Annotated in this window: 10 protein-coding genes and 1 tRNA gene; 9 read left to right on the forward strand and 2 right to left on the reverse strand. The window is 58.1% G+C overall.

Features of this window, described 5'->3' with window-relative positions; all coding sequences use genetic code 11:
• Nucleotides 1–202 precede the first annotated feature (202 nt).
• From brnA to DSM100238_RS03780, 5 genes are all read left to right on the forward strand, one after another.
• The gene (brnA, locus tag DSM100238_RS03760) at nt 203–487 is read left to right on the forward strand and encodes a type II toxin-antitoxin system BrnA family antitoxin (protein WP_152355366.1); all 285 of its coding nucleotides are present in this window, start codon (nt 203–205) and stop codon (nt 485–487) included.
• A gap of 251 nt (nt 488–738) precedes the next feature.
• Nucleotides 739–1,818 carry a phosphotransferase enzyme family protein gene (locus tag DSM100238_RS03765; protein ID WP_240812319.1) on the forward strand — a complete coding sequence of 360 codons (1,080 nt, stop codon included), beginning with the start codon at nt 739–741 and terminating at the stop codon, nt 1,816–1,818.
• An 80-nt stretch (nt 1,819–1,898) separates the two neighbouring features.
• A complete protein-coding gene (locus DSM100238_RS03770) occupies nt 1,899–3,410 on the forward strand; it encodes an amino acid permease (protein WP_152355367.1) in 1,512 nt (503 codons plus the stop codon).
• Between the two features lie 84 nt (nt 3,411–3,494).
• A complete protein-coding gene (locus DSM100238_RS03775; protein WP_152355368.1) occupies nt 3,495–4,859 on the forward strand; it encodes an aspartate aminotransferase family protein in 1,365 nt (454 codons plus the stop codon).
• A 226-nt stretch (nt 4,860–5,085) separates the two neighbouring features.
• Entirely contained in the window at nt 5,086–5,883 is a 798-nt protein-coding gene (locus tag DSM100238_RS03780) for a GntR family transcriptional regulator (RefSeq protein WP_152355404.1), read from the forward strand.
• A gap of 471 nt (nt 5,884–6,354) precedes the next feature.
• On the opposite strand, the gene pgm is transcribed toward DSM100238_RS03780, so the two are convergent.
• Entirely contained in the window at nt 6,355–8,049 is a 1,695-nt protein-coding gene (gene pgm / locus DSM100238_RS03785; protein ID WP_152355369.1) for a phosphoglucomutase (alpha-D-glucose-1,6-bisphosphate-dependent), read from the reverse strand.
• A gap of 526 nt (nt 8,050–8,575) precedes the next feature.
• On the opposite strand from pgm, the gene DSM100238_RS03790 reads away from it, so the two are divergent.
• Together DSM100238_RS03790 and DSM100238_RS03795 are read left to right on the forward strand one after the other, a co-directional pair.
• On the forward strand, nt 8,576–10,705 hold the full coding sequence (locus DSM100238_RS03790) for a glucose PTS transporter subunit IIA (RefSeq protein ID WP_152355370.1): 2,130 nt from the start codon (nt 8,576–8,578) through the stop codon (nt 10,703–10,705).
• A 26-nt stretch (nt 10,706–10,731) separates the two neighbouring features.
• A complete protein-coding gene (locus DSM100238_RS03795) occupies nt 10,732–11,613 on the forward strand; it encodes a PRD domain-containing protein (RefSeq protein ID WP_152355371.1) in 882 nt (293 codons plus the stop codon).
• Nucleotides 11,614–11,706: 93 nt separating this feature from the next.
• Here the strand turns inward: DSM100238_RS03795 and DSM100238_RS03800 are convergent, their stop codons facing one another.
• Entirely contained in the window at nt 11,707–12,960 is a 1,254-nt protein-coding gene (locus DSM100238_RS03800; RefSeq protein ID WP_376831050.1) for a diacylglycerol/lipid kinase family protein, read from the reverse strand.
• A gap of 145 nt (nt 12,961–13,105) precedes the next feature.
• Here DSM100238_RS03800 and serS point away from each other — a divergent pair, with 145 nt between their 5' ends.
• A complete protein-coding gene (serS, locus tag DSM100238_RS03805; RefSeq protein WP_152355372.1) occupies nt 13,106–14,392 on the forward strand; it encodes a serine--tRNA ligase in 1,287 nt (428 codons plus the stop codon).
• 100 nt (nt 14,393–14,492) lie between these two features.
• Nucleotides 14,493–14,577 (forward strand) — tRNA-Ser (locus tag DSM100238_RS03810).
• Nucleotides 14,578–15,287: the final 710 nt, after the last annotated feature.

Here is a 15,287-nt window from a genome sequence, read left to right on the forward strand (position 1 = left end):
GATTATCCGCATGAACGTGATATTCGCACAAACTCCCGCACCTCGCGTGGGAGATCAACGTCCGATAGGCCGATTCGCGCTAAACTCCCATCCGGCAACGACGGTATTGATGGAAAACATTGGACTGCGATAACCACGAGACGTGGGAACCGCATCCGTTTGATCTCTGCTAGACGGTCGAGGAAAGACACGGAGCGATATTATGACCAATGCGAGTAAACAGCAATCGCTTACTGCGGAAGAGTTGGAAGAGCGATTCGATCATGGCGAGGAAGCACCCGGATACTTCGATGTGGACCATCCCATTGTTGAGCGGCATCCCATCGTCCAGAAGCGTATCACCTTGACCATGCCTGACTGGATTGTCGAAGGGCTGGATGAAGAAGCCGAAGAGCTTGCAATCAGTCGTAATGCAGTAGTGAATACATGGCTTGCTGAACGGATTCGCGCTTCGCATGCGCACGGCCAATCCGTGGTGCGGGCGTGACGGATTCCAATGCGAGCTGCACGGCTCTAGTCGAGAAGGGTCTTTACCGTCTGTAACAAGCCATTAAAATCAGCAGGCCAAGCCGTTACTCTAGCGTAACCGTACGCCTGTGATTCCACTCCACGTTTCTGCCACAATGCCGGTATCGGGCGCTCGAACAGCGTATCAGCTGATCTCTCCAGAAGAGACGGGCGTCATGGGCCGCATCCCAGACATGATGCGACCGGCGAACGTATCGCAGAAACGGAGGCATGGTCGAGATGGCACAGGCGATTGTCAGTTTGATGGATGCGCCGGCAAAAACGGCGAGTCTCAACGCGTTCAGTGCACTGAAAAAGGGCAGCCCAGCACCCTTCTGGCTTTTCCAAGGCGTGTGTGGGGCTTGGGGCATCGACCATTCGCGTGCCCGTCTCGATCTGATCACAGTATCGGAAAACGCGACATTCATACTCGATATTGATGGCAAGCATGAGGGCGTTGTGCGTGTCTCCCAACCTGGATATGTGGGTGGCCCCGAGGCAGTGGCGTCTGAAATCGCTTGGCTGAATGCACTGCATGAGATCGACGGTGTGCACCTTATCAACCCGGTTCCGACGACCCGTGGCACGTTCGTCACGCGCATTCATGATGCCAACGGTGTGGGTTGGACTGTCATCTCAACGAAATTCGTAGAAGGCACAGTTCTCGAGGATCTGGATAATCCTGCGCCATACTATGAGACGATTGGCGGCTGGGCAGCCCTGTTTCACGAGCAGTCCCGGCGGTGGGAACCGCCGTTCGGGTTCAAACGATTCAGCTGGGATTTATCGAATATGGTCGGTCCATCCCCGAGATGGGGGCGTTGGGAGAGCGCCGACCTGACTGATGCTGAACGCGCATTGTGCGACAAAGCGCTGTGGAAAGCCATGGATGTGGTCGTCAAAGTCCCGCGTACCAGGCAGACATGGGGGCTGATTCATGCGGATTTGCGGCCATCGAACATCATCAAAGGTACTGACGGGAAATTGACGGTCATCGATTTCGATGATGCGGGATACAGCTGGTATCTCTATGATTATGCCTCTTCACTGAGTTTTATCGAGCATGAGCCGTATGCGCCGCAACTGGCAAAGGCATGGGTCCGTGGCTACCAAAAAGTCGCCGGCGATTTCAACGAGGAACAGCTTGCCGTCATGTCCGCGCTGTCCATGATTCGACGTCTGCAAATGCTCGGATGGACCACCAACCATCGTGCCGACGCGTTACCTGACGGCATGGCCGAACAGGAAGCTCCTGGTTCGGTGATGTGCGCGAAACGATATCTCGACGACCCGATGTGGTTGCTTGAGTGACTTTAGCGGGAGCGGATGTCGGTTGCCGCTCCCAATCAGCATCAACAAGAAATGTGGAATCGAAGGAAAGGATAGGAATCATGACAGCAGTAGAAGCCGGTGAAAAACCAGGCGATCACAGAACCGGTATTGGCTCGGTAACCTACGTGAAGACCGAGAAAGATTACTTCGCGAAGCGTCAGCTGAAGCGTACCGCTGGTGCATTCGGCCTGTGGGCCATTGGCATCGCGGCAGTCGTTTCAGGTGATTTCTCTGGATGGAATGGCGGCATTGCTCAGGCGGGGTGGGGCGGCATGTTTATTGCCGCAATCATCGTGTACGTCATGTACCAATGTATGCTCAACTCCATTAGCGAAATGGCGTCTGCGATGCCCCATACTGGCGGAGCATATTCCTTCGCGCGTGCAGCCATGGGGCCTTGGGGAGGATTTTTCACCGGACTCGCAGAGACTGTTGAATATGTTATGACGGCTGCGACAATCGTCTACTTCTCATCTGCATATGCTGATGCGATTATGGAGAACCTGACTGGATTCTCCTTTGATAATCGCGGACTGCAATGGATATGGTGGCTGATTATCTATATTGCATTCGTCATCGTGAACTGGATGGGAGCGGAGACGTCATTCCGATTTGCTGAAGTAATGTCTATTGCAGCGCTTGCCATCGTGCTGATTTTCGGTGTCGGTGCTTTGGCCACTGGGAAAGCTGACTTCAGCTCGCTGCTGAACATCAAACCCACAGATGGGAATTCACTGTTCCTTCCATATGGCGCCGGAGCGATATTCTATGCGATGCCGTTTGCGATGTGGCTGTTCTTGGGTATTGAACAGTTGCCTTTGGCGGCAGAAGAAGTCCGCGACCCCGAACATAACATTCCGAAGGCATCGCGTTGGTGCATTTTCACTTTGGGACTTTCCGCGCTGATTATCGTGTTCCTCAATCCAGCTGTCGTAGGCTCTAAGGCGCTCGCTGGCTCGGATGAGCCGTTGCTTGACGGCTATCGCGCGATTCTGCCCGGCAATATTGCGGCGGTGTTGTCGGCATTTGCCCTGATTGGACTTCTCGCTTCAGTTCAAGGGATTATGTTCGCATACGGACGGAACCTCTATTCGTTGTCGCGAGCAGGATATTACCCTGCATTCCTCAGTCTTACCGGTAAGAAGAAGACTCCTTATTGGGGATTGATAGTGGGCGCGATCATCGGTTTCGCGGCATTGTTCATCATTGCGTATGGCGGCTCCGGAGCAGGCTCGGTTGTGCTGAATATCGCGGTGTGGGGAGCTGTTCTCGCGTATCTGCTGCAGATGGTGTCCTTTGTCTTGCTTCGCAAGAAGCTCCCTGACATTAAGCGCCCATTCGTCAGCCCATATGGTATTCCAGGCGCGGCCATCGCGGGACTCTTGGCATTCTCGATTTTTATCGCCGTATTGCTGAATCCGGATTACCGGCTTGCTGTGTACACCATGGTTGCGATTTATATCATTGCCACAGTGTTCTTCGCAGTATATGGGCGCAAGCATCTTGTGCTGTCGCCTGAAGAAGAGTTCGCAGCTTCGGGAGGCAAGGTGGTCTATCGTACTGACGACTGATGCGATTGTGAATTTGACTGAGTAATGAATCACGGGTTCCGCGTATGCATCGCGGAACCCTTAACATGACGAAAGAAGAACACCATGGCAACCCGTTCGACAATCATGGACACCAACAGCTTCCGCCCGGAGATGGCGGCTGCACTGGATCCGGAGACGCGCAAGCTCACCGAGGAACGCGAGGTATTGGGCCCCGCATACCGGCTCTTCTACCGCAATCCGGTACATCTGGTCAAGGGTCGCGGCTCCCATCTGTGGGATGCCGACGGTGTGGAGTATCTGGATGTCTACAACAACGTCGCTTCCGTGGGACACTGCCATCCGCGGGTCGTCGAAGCGATTACGCGCCAGGCATCCTTGCTGAACACGCACACCCGCTATTTGCATGAGAACATTCTCAATTATGCGCAGGATATCCTGTCCACCATGCCTGGCCCGATTGACCGGATTATGTTCCAATGCACCGGTTCGGAAGCGAACGATCTCGCTGTTCGCGTCGCCCAAGCGTATACCGGCGGAGAGGGCGTCATCGTCACGCATGAGGCGTATCACGGCAATTCGGCGTTGACGTCGAAGCTTTCCCCGGCGCTCGGTACGGCCCAGACGCTCGGATTGAAGATGCGAATGGTCCCCACCCCCGATACCTATCGCTTTGAGATTGACGGCAAACCAGCTGAATCGTGCAGCGCGGAAACCTTTGGCGCTTGGATGACCGCGGAAGTACGTAAGGCAGTGGCGGATATGGAACGCCATGGCGTGAAATTCGCTGCGTTCCTCGCTGATTCGATTTTCTCCTCCGATGGTGTCTACCCTGACCCGGTCGGGTATCTCCAGCCGGTGATCGACACGGTCCATGAACTCGGCGGCGTGTGGATTGCCGATGAGGTCCAGCCTGGTTTCACCAGGACCGGCGATGCGTTCTGGGGCTTCGAACGTCAAGGCATCGTGCCTGATCTGGTGACTTCCGGCAAGCCGATGGCCAACGGTCTGCCAACTTCGCTCATGGCGGCGCGCCATGAAGTGCTTGAGCCCTTCGCCGGCTCGATCCCATACTTCAACACCTTCGGCGGCAATCCGGTATGCATGGCCGCGGCACAGGCGACGCTTGATGTGATGCGCGACGAGGATACGATGGGTAACGCAAAACGGGTCGGCGCACTGTTCAAGGCGGCCGTCGCCTCGCTTCAGAATGTACACCCGTGCATCGGCGATGTGCGTGGAGCGGGTTTGTACATCGGCTGTGAAATCGTCAAGCCTGGCACAACAGACCCCGATCAGCAGGCAGCGCTGGACATCCTTGAAACCTTGCGCGACAACCACGTACTCACCTCGGTGTGCGGACGGTACGGCAACATCTTGAAGCTGCGTCCACCGCTGGTGTTCAGCGAGGACGACGTGGATTGGTTCATGGACGCGTTCACCAAGACTCTGACGACGCTCAAGCTGTAACAGGAAGGAAACCGTCGGATGCGTGTGGCACATCCTACGCATCCGAACGCGGGCGCTGGCGTGTCTTGCCCCGCGAAATCCAACAACGATGCCCGGACCCGCAACCACTCACAGGTCCGGGCATTGTCTGCATACAGGTTGCATGCAAGAAACGGGAAATGATCTTTTTACATTCGACTGGTAAGGAGGAAACCATGCGGACGGTATAAGAAGACGGGTGACAGAAATGACGGTGAGTAGACATATCAGCGATGACGAGGATTGGAAGACGGATGAGATACGGAGAATCCATGCGCTCATTCGCAATGGTGATTTCCAAGTAGGAGAGCGGCTCGGATCTGAACGTGAATTGGCTAAGCAGCTTGGAGTGTCACGCGCAACACTTCGAAATGCCTTGGCGGTGATGGAACAGCATCATGAAATCAAGCGGTTGATTGGCCGTAACGGAGGCGTCTACGTTTCCGATGGCAGGTTTGAACGGAACATCAACACCGAAGAGTCATTGCCCGCCATCGTCCGAAGGCAAGGCGGTATCCTGTCTTCCAGCGTAGTGTCTGCTGCGATTGCGCCGGCATCGCCGTCAGACATGAGAATGTTGAAATTGCCGCATGAATCTACAATATTCAATGTTGTCAGATTGCGCCGAGTTGACGAGAGACCGTTGTCATTGGAAATGAGTCATTTGCCGACAGCCTTGTTTCCGCAATTCTTATCTAAGGATTTGACGGAACCTTTCTATAGTATCTTTGACCGATATTATGAAGTGCGTCCAGGATCGGTCGAAGAAGTGCTTGAGCCAATACTGTCCGATGAGTTTGAGTCGGAGCTTCTTGAGATCAGTATTGGAACGCCACTGATGAAAATCAAGCGGATCGCAATATCAGAGCAGGGAATTCCGTTTGAGCGCGCGATAGATGTCTATATCGCATCACGAATGCGATTTACTATGCATCACTCCGGGTACGTGCGTCTTTCTGCTACTACTGCTGAGGGTTCAAAGGCGCGGTCTGTGTCTGTCGATTGATCTGTAGCATTGTTTGTTATGGGTATCGGGCATGTCAAGTCTTCTCAATATCTCGTTCGTGAGACCACCAATGACGAGATGTTGAGCCTGTTTCTGAATATCTCGTGCGGTGCAGCGATTTCGCGAGATTGTGAGAAACGCATCCGCATTGCTCTCCAATCTGTTATCCGCCGCCTGCAGCGGCTCCGTGCTTCGCACCTTGAATCCCCTGGTCCAACACAGCGCCTCGCGTCCCGCATTCCGCGTCAACGTCCCCCGCGCCAACGTCGCTCCATGCCGCAACGTCAAATGTGGCCTCACACCCCAACAGCCCCGCGGCGTCCCCGCCCACACACAACGAAAGACCCCGCCGCGGAGCACATTCCGCAACGGGGTCTTTCAGTCTTCCGGCTTTTCAGGCGGTCCGGACTGCCACGAGGACTGTCACGAGGACTGCCACGATTGGTGTGGCAGTCCTCGCCGCCATGTCAATCACTCAGCGAGCGCCTTGTCGACGACTTCGGTCGCTTCCTCGAGCACCTTGTCGAGGGTCTCGGGGGAGTCGAAGGACTCGGCGTACACCTTGTAGATGTTTTCGGTGCCGGACGGGCGGGCGGCGAACCAGTTGTTCTTGGTCGTCACCTTGAGACCGCCAATTGGCGCGTCGTTGCCCGGAGCCTTGGTGAGCTTCGCGGTGATTTCCTCGCCGCCGAGGGTGGTGGCGGTCACGTCGTCGCCGGTGAGCTTGGCGAACTTCTGCTTCTGCTCAAGGGTGGTCGGCGTGTCGATGCGCTTGTACCAGCTTTCGCCGAAGCGGGCGACCTGGTCCTTGTGCAGCTCTGCCGGGTTCTTGCCCATCTTGCCGGTGATTTCCGCAGCGAGCAGGTCGGGGATGAGACCGTCCTTGTCGGTGGTCCACACGCGGCCGTCCTTGCGCAGGAAGCTCATGCCGGAGCTTTCTTCGCCGCCGAATGCGACTTCGCCGGTGAACAGCGGGTCAACGAACCACTTGAAGCCGACCGGCACTTCGACGAGCTTGGCGCCGATGGAGGCTGCCACGCGGTCGATGAGCGAGGAAGACACGAGGGTCTTGCCGATGCCGGTGCCTTCTGGCCAATCCGGACGGTTCGGCTGGCCGTTCTTGTCTTTGCCGAACAGGTATTCGACAACCACGGCGATGTAGTGGTTCGGGTTCATGACGCCCCAGTTCGGGCAGACGATGCCGTGACGGTCGGCATCCGGATCGGTGCCGCCGACGAGATCGTACTTGTCCCAAGCGCCGTTGTTGAGGGAGTCCACGAGTCCCTTCATTGCGTACGGGGAGGACGGATCCATACGGATCTTGCCGTCGTGGTCGATGGTCATGAAACGCCAGGTCGGATCGACCTGCGGGCGCACGACTTCGATGGAGGTGCCGTACACTTCGTTGACCAGCGGCCAGTAGTTGACGGATGCGCCGCCGAGCGGATCGATGCCCAGGCGCACACCGGAGGACTTGATCACGTCGAAGTCGATGACGTTGCCCAGATCCTCAACGTAGTGCTTGCGGAAGTCGAAGCGTTCGACGAGATCGGACTTGACAGCCTGCTCGAACGGGATGCGCTTGACGTTCTTGAAGTCAGGCAGCAGTTCGTTGGCGCGCTTGGCGATGGCGTTGGTCGTCTCTGCCGGGGCCGGGCCGCCGGTCGGCGGATCGTACTTGAAGCCGCCGTCGGTGGGCGGGTTGTGCGACGGGGTGACGACAATGCCGTCGGCGAGATCGTCGCCGGAGAAGCGCTGCGTGCCGTCTGCTGCGCGGTTGTGCGTCAGAATCGCCTGGGACACGACCGGCGTCGGGGTGAAGTCGTCGCGGGAGTCGATGCGCACGCGCACGCCGTTGGCGACCAGCACCTCGATGGCGGTTTTCCATGCGGGCAGGGACAGGGCGTGGGTGTCGCGGCCGAGATACAGCGGGCCGGTGATGCCTGCTGCCTTGCGGTGCTCGGCGATGGCCTGCGTGATGGCGACGATGTGGGCCTCGTTGAACGAGGTCTTCAGGGAGGAACCGCGGTGGCCGGACGTGCCGAAGCTCACGCGCTGCTCGGGGACGTTGACGTCGGGGATGATGTCATAGTACTTGCCGATGACCTCGTCGACGTCAATCAAATCAGCTGGGGTGGCGGGAAGACCCGCGTTTTTTGCTACCATACCTTCAATTGTGCCACGTCGTTTGGATGTTCGTTCAACAGCATCCCGGCATATGGCAACGATCGCCGATTCTTGCCACAGATAAGACTGATGAAACGTTTGCATCGGCGGAATCATTGCTGTTCGCTGTTTTGCTATCGTTTGCAGACAATTGATGCAAACAATCGGCGATGGCGCCGGCATGGGCGGCAATCGGCAGACGCGTGCCGTATCGGTGTGCGCCATCGGTCTGGCGAGGCTCGGTTCGTGGCCGCTTTGGGCTGTGCCCACGGCGCGTGCGGCACGGCATCGGCTCTGGATACCCGCGGAATATCAAGGGCTCCATGTCATCGACCTCGATATGCTTGCAAGAAACGAGGTGGAGCGCTATAGTGTAAGCGATTCGTTTATTGCAGGGTTGCAAGTCAAACAAGACGCAAGACCTGAGACGTGGCGGCACGGCTATATGCTGTCATGGCTCGGGTCTTTTTTGTTGCTGACGCCTTGTGAACACGAAGTGGAAGAACAGTACAAGGAAGGAAAGACGATGGCTGAATCAACTGCCTCGCAGATCATCGACGCGGTCGGTGGTCCCGGCAATATCACAAGCCTGACGCACTGCGCCACCCGTCTGCGGTTCGAACTTGTCGACGCAGGCAAGGTGGACCAGAACCGCCTCGACCATATGAAGGGCGTGCTCGGAGCCGTCCCGCAAAGCGGCAACCGGTATCAGGTCGTCATCGGCGGCGGTGTCGCCTCCATGTACGACAGGATCATGCAGCTGCCTGAAATGGCCAATATCGGCGGCGGCGAAGTCAACAACGACGGCTCCAGGAAACTGTCGAACGCCGAAGTCAAGGCCCAGGAACGTTCCAAGGTCAAGGGCAAGCACGCGTGGGTCGACAACTTCTTCGAGTTCCTGTCCGACACGTTCCGCCCGATCATCAACGTGCTGCTCGGCGCGTCGCTGATCATCGCGATCCTCAACGTGCTGATCGCCTGCCATGTCATCACCAACGACACGGAAAGCCCGACCCTGCTGCTGTGCAAGGCCGCTTATGAAGGCGTGTTCTACTTCCTGCCGATTATGATCGCCTACAACGGCGCGAAGAAGCTGAAGGTCGACGGCTGGGTCGGCGCCACCATCATGGCGGCGTTGATGACCCCGCAGTTCATGGCCTTGTCCGCGCCTGACAAGTGGTCCGGCATCTTCGGCGACAAGAGCGGTCTGGCCGCGGCCAAGGGCGCCCTCCACTGCGTGACCAACGCCACGCTGGGTACGCAGTCGTGCACCACCAAGGTGTTCGGTCTGCCGTTGCAGCTCAACGATTACTCCGGCTCCGTCTTCGTGCCGCTGTTCATGGTCGCCGTGCTCGCGCTTGTTTACAAGGCGCTGGAGCGGGTCATCCCTGACAGCGTGCAGATGGTGTTCGTGCCGTTCCTGTCCATGGTCATCATGATCCCGATCACCGCGTTCCTGCTCGGCCCGCTGGGTGTGTGGGTCGGCAACGGCCTCGGTGTCGGCTTGGCTTGGCTCAACAACAACGCGCCGTTCATCTTCGCGATCCTCATTCCTATGCTTTATCCGTTCCTCGTGCCGCTCGGCCTGCACTGGCCGCTCAACGCCCTCATGCTGGTCAACATCAACACGCTGGGTTACGACTTCATCCAAGGCCCGATGGGCGTGTGGAACTTCGCCTGCTTCGGCGCGACCGCCGGTGTGCTGGTCATCGCGATGCGCGAGAAGAACGTCGATATGCGTCAGACCGCGTTTGGCGCCCTGATGGCCGGCCTGCTTGGCGGCGTGTCCGAGCCGAGCCTGTACGGCATCCACCTGCGTTACAAGCTGGTGTACAAGCGCATGCTGATCGGCTGCTTCGTCGGCGGCGTGGTCATCGCGATTCTCGGCTGGGTCTTCCCGTCCACCTTGGCTAACGGCCAGGTCGTGCATGGCGTGACCACCAATGCATTCGCCTTCACATCGCTGCTGACCATCCCGGTGTTCAGCCAGATGTGGGTTTATGCGATTGCTATCGCTGTCGCGTTCTTCCTGTCGATGTTCCTGATCATCACCCTCGACTATCGCACTCCTGAGCAGAAGGCCGCCGATCATGCGGTTGAAGCCCAGCAGGCGATGGATGAGACCCCCGCTGTGGCTGCTGATGCTCCGGCCGCCCAGTCCGACGCTGCTCCTGCGGCGCCTGCGACTGCTACGCTGACCGCCACCACGACGGTTGCCGCCCCGGTTGCCGGCCATGTCATCTCTCTTGATGACGCAGGCGATCCGGTGTTCGCATCCCGCGCGCTCGGTGAAGGCGTCGGTATCGAGCCTGTTGATTCCACCGTCTACGCTCCGGTGTCCGGCGTGCTGTCCACAGTCGCCGAAACCGGACACGCCTTCGGCATCAAGACCGATGATGGTGTCGAAGTGCTCGTGCACATCGGCATCGATACGGTCAAGATGAACGGTGAAGGTTTCGCTCCGGTCGTGGCCAAAGGTCAGCGCGTCACTGTCGGCGATAAGCTGGTGACCGTGGACTTTGGTAAAGTCAAGGCAGCAGGTTTCAACACCGTCACTGTGATGACGGTTCTGAACACCGCGGCGCTTGGCGGTGTGACCCCGAAGACGGGGGTCGATGTCAAGCCGGGAGACGCCGTCCTGGAGATCTCCCGCTGAATTGTGGGCTGATCGGAAGGAACGCCGTGGATATTCTCCGCGTTTTCAACAACAATGTCGTGCTCGCGCGCGACGGCGGTCAAGAGGTGATCCTCACTGGTCGTGGGCTTGGTTTCAAAGCCAAGCCCGGCCAGAGGGTCGATGACGCCAAAGTTGTGCGGAAATTCGTTCCTTCCGATGGCCGCGATCCGGATCATGTGGCCGAATTGCTTGCGGATATTCCTCCGGAGACGATTCGGCTGGTCACTGACGCCATGACGCGTGTGGGGCTCGGGCAGCAAGCCGAGGAGACGCCCACGCTCGTCATGGCGCTTGCTGACCATGTGGTCGGTGCTTTGCGTCGCGCCAAGCGCGGAGTGTCCATGGAATACCCGCTCGATGCGGAAGTCCGTTCCCTGTATGCCAGGGAGTATGTCCAGGGGGAGGCGCTGGTTTCGGCGCTCAACGACAGCCTGCATGGCGCATTGCCCCGCAGTGAGGCGGTGGCGTTCGCGTTGCATTTGGTCAACGCGGGCTTTTCGAATGGGGATTTGTCATATACGTACACCATGACGGGTGTGATTCAGCAGATGCTCGCCATTATCGAGAAGACCTATAATATTTCGCTCGGACGGCATAATGTCAGTGTCGGCCGGTTCATCACGCATCTGCGGTATCTGTTTGTGCGTATTTATCAAGGCCGTCAACTGGACAGCGAGCCTGAGCCGGTGATTGAAGCGATCAGGCAGTCCTATCCCGATCAGGTGCGGTGTGCACGGAAAATCGCCGATGTCGTTGCCATCCGATTGGGGGCAGAGTTGACGGCGGCGGAAATCGCCTATCTGGCATTGCATGTCGCCCGTGTGGTCTCTGATGTCGATGAGCAAGAACAGGCCGGCGTAGCGCCGTCGGGCCCGGAACGCAGCTAGTCGACACGTGGCACGGGGCGGTCGTCGCCCTCCGTCTGCGCCGATTCGTGGCATCGGGCGAAAGCTGGATGCCGGGAGCGCGCTCCGGCGTTTTCATGCGCCGACAGTGGCTTCGGCAAGAGACAGACTTGTTTGGGGTTGTGCTACGGACCGTTCTTGATATCGTGACGGGGAGGTTGTCGTTGACTTGTCGCGGAGTTGGGCGGATGCCGTCGCCGTTGCCGCACCCGGCGCGCTGGCTTTGGCGGGATCGCTTTCCGGTGCGCGCACGGTCAACGATTGCTTGTCGACGGTGATGAGAATATGCCGGGTACGGCCGAGCATATCACCATCCACCTCCGCGAGCGCCGGCTTTTCAAGCTTGATTTCGGCACTGACGCCCTGCATCTGTTCGATGGTCGAATTCGTGGACAGCGGACTTTGCTGCGGCTTCTTGGTGATGGTCTGATGAACCACATCATTGAACAGGTTCGCCCATCCGAGCAGTCCTCCGGATGTGTCGATGATTTCGAAGTCAAGCAGCCCGTCGTCATAGGAAGCGCTGGGCATCAGCGAAAATACCGGTATTTCGCCGCAATTGCCCGCCATCAACGTGCGGAATACCAGTCCTTCGACGGTGTGCGTGTTGCCCTGCGCATCCGTCACGGTCACATCGGCCTTGAATTTCGGTGTGAACAGGTTCTTCGCCCCGCTGACGAAGTAGGCCAGCCAGCTGATGTTCTTCTTGAGTTTCGGGTCGGTTTCCTCGATCATCTGCGCGTCGAAACCGACACCGCCGATGATCATGAACGCATGCGGATGATCTTCATTCGGATCATCCAACAGGGACAGGCGCCCGACATCGACTTTCCTGGAACCATGGGATGTGGCGATGGTCAGCGCCGCCTCGAAATCGTCCACGGGAATGTTGAGATTCCGAGCGAACAGATTACCTGTGCCGATCGGCAGGATGCCCATCGCATGTTCGCTGCCGGACATGGCGCTCGCCACCGTGCGAACCGTGCCGTCGCCGCCGACCGCGATGACGACATCCGCGCCGTGTCCAAGCGCTTCGAGCGCGCATGCGCGGCCGTCTTTGTCGAGCTGCGTGTCGATGAACTCGATTTGTTTGATGCCTTTGCTTTCGCAGAACGACTTGATTTGGCGTCTGCGCTGATCCGCCTGCGGCTTGGACGGATTGATGATGAACGCGTAATGGACTTGGTCGTCCTCACGCTGCTCAAGCACTTTGGCGACATGCCGGCGGCGCAGCCGGCGCACGAGGAAGAATACGGCGATACCGATCGCTACGACGGCGATGATGATTGCGATAACAACAACCGCTATGGGCATCTTGGACGACTGCATAATGCCTATTCTTATCGGTTTTACTGGGATGTCTATGGGCAAATCTCGAGAATTTGACGGTCCCTCCACGAAATGCGCGCGCACTGATAACGGTGTCGCATAGAGGGGTCTGTGATGTGTCTGCTTGCCGCATTAGTCTTGAACTATGCTTGATATTCAATTCATTCGCGAACACCCGGACATTGTGAAGGAATCCCAGCGCAAGCGCGGGGAGTCCGTCGAACTTGTCGACGAGGTGCTCCGCTCCGACGAGACCCGTCGCGAGTCGCTCAAGGCCTTCGAAGCCGCGCGTGCCGAACAGAAGGACATGGGCAAGAAGATCGCCACCGCAGCCCCCGAAGACAAGGCGAAGATCATCGCCCAGACCAAGGAACTGTCCAACAAGGTCGCCGAATACAAGGACACCGCTGACAAGGCGGCTGCCGACTATACGACCGCGATGTGGAAACTCAGCAACATCGTCGAATCCGAAGCCCCGGAGGGCGGCGAAGACGATTATGTGGTCGTCAAGAAGGTCGGCACCATTCGCGATTTCGCCGCGGAAGGTTTCGAACCGAAGAACCATCTCGAGCTCGGTGAGGGCGTCGCCGGCATCGATATGAAGCGTGGCGTCAAGGTTTCCGGCTCCCGCTTCTACTTCCTGCGTGGCGCGGTCGCCCGCCTGCAGATCGCCATGCTCACCATGGCTGTCGACCAGGCTGAGGAACACGGCTTCACACTCGCCATCACCCCGACGCTGGTGCGCCCCGAAGTCATGGCCGGAACCGGCTTCCTCAACTCCCATGCGGACGAGATCTACCGTCTGCGCGAGCCTGATGACCAGTATCTGGTCGGCACGTCCGAGGTCGCGCTCGCCGGCATGCATGAGAATGAGATTCTCAACCTCGACAACGGCCCGCTGCGCTACTGCGGTTGGTCCAGCTGCTACCGCCGTGAGGCTGGCGCCGCAGGCAAGGACACGATGGGTATCATCCGCGTCCACCAGTTCGACAAGGTCGAGATGTTCGTTTACTGCAAGCAGGAGAACTCCCGCGCCGAGCATCAGCACCTGTTGCAGATGGAGCAGGAGATGCTGGGCAAGGTCGAAGTGCCGTATCGCATTATCGACACTGCTGCCGGCGATCTGGGCGCTTCAGCCGCGCGCAAGTTCGATTGCGAAGCTTGGGTGCCGACGCAGAACCGCTACCGTGAGCTCACGTCCACGTCGAACTGCACCGAATACCAGGCTCGTCGTCTTAACATCCGCGAGCGCACTGAGGACGGTTCCACCCGTGCAGTGTCCACGCTCAACGGCACGCTCGCCACGACACGCTGGCTGGTCGCGATCCTCGAGAATCATCAGCAGGCTGACGGTTCCATCGAGATTCCGAAGGCCATGCGTCCGTACATGGGCGGCAAGGAAGTCATTGAACCGCGCAAGTGGGAGGCCTGAGTCTCGCATTCGTGTTCGCACGCTGATATCGATGAACAGGTGCGGGTTCTGCCAAATGCAGACCTCGTGGTAGACTTCAAGATTGTGCGTGCGAACGCATGGACAGGTGTCCGAGCGGTCTATGGAGACGGTCTTGAAAACCGTTGTGGTGCAAGCCACCGCGAGTTCGAATCTCGCCCTGTCCGCAATACCCCGTGGAGTCCACTCCACGGGGTTTCTTGTTATCAAGCCGAACCGGGGTTAAATGACAAAATGTGTGTTTTATTCCGGCGTGTCAAGGTAGCGTCATTGGCGCATCCTGCTCGGTGGGCCCTGGCGTCAAGCCCCCATCCGTGTGAATGTCGGTGTCATATCCCTTCTACCGGTTGCTATTTGGAGGGTGTCTGGGATGATGTCCTTTCGCCTGTCATCTGAAACCGCTGGATCAGGTTTTCCGGAAAAGTCAAGCAGGGACGCCGATAATGCCCCGGATCCAAAATCACTCCGCGACACGCCTTGCGGCAGTAGGGATAAGCGGCAGAATAAAACACACATTTTGTCATTTAACCCGAAAACCGCGCGGTTCCAGCGGTTTCACGGTGCTTCCCGCCGGCCGTCCTCACAAACTGTTGACGCTGGGCCGGGGTGTGGCGTAACCAGATTGTGTGGTACGCCGTCTGATGGGATGCCGAGCCGTTTGATGCCGCTGTCTGTCCTTACAAACTGTTGATGCTGGGCCGGGGTGTGGTGTAACCGGATTGTGTGGTACGCCGTCTGGCGGGGTGCCGAGCCGTTTGTTGCCGCCTGATGCAATGCTTCCGCAATGCTCGACTTGCATCCTGCCGCGCCGCCGGGCTGCACCGCTAAGCCGCCACGCCCGCTGTGACACAGGCCGTACCATTCGGCAGTCCTTCCG

Origin of the sequence: Bifidobacterium apri (assembly GCF_009299485.1) — a bacterium.
Classification (GTDB): domain Bacteria; phylum Actinomycetota; class Actinomycetes; order Actinomycetales; family Bifidobacteriaceae; genus Bifidobacterium; species Bifidobacterium apri.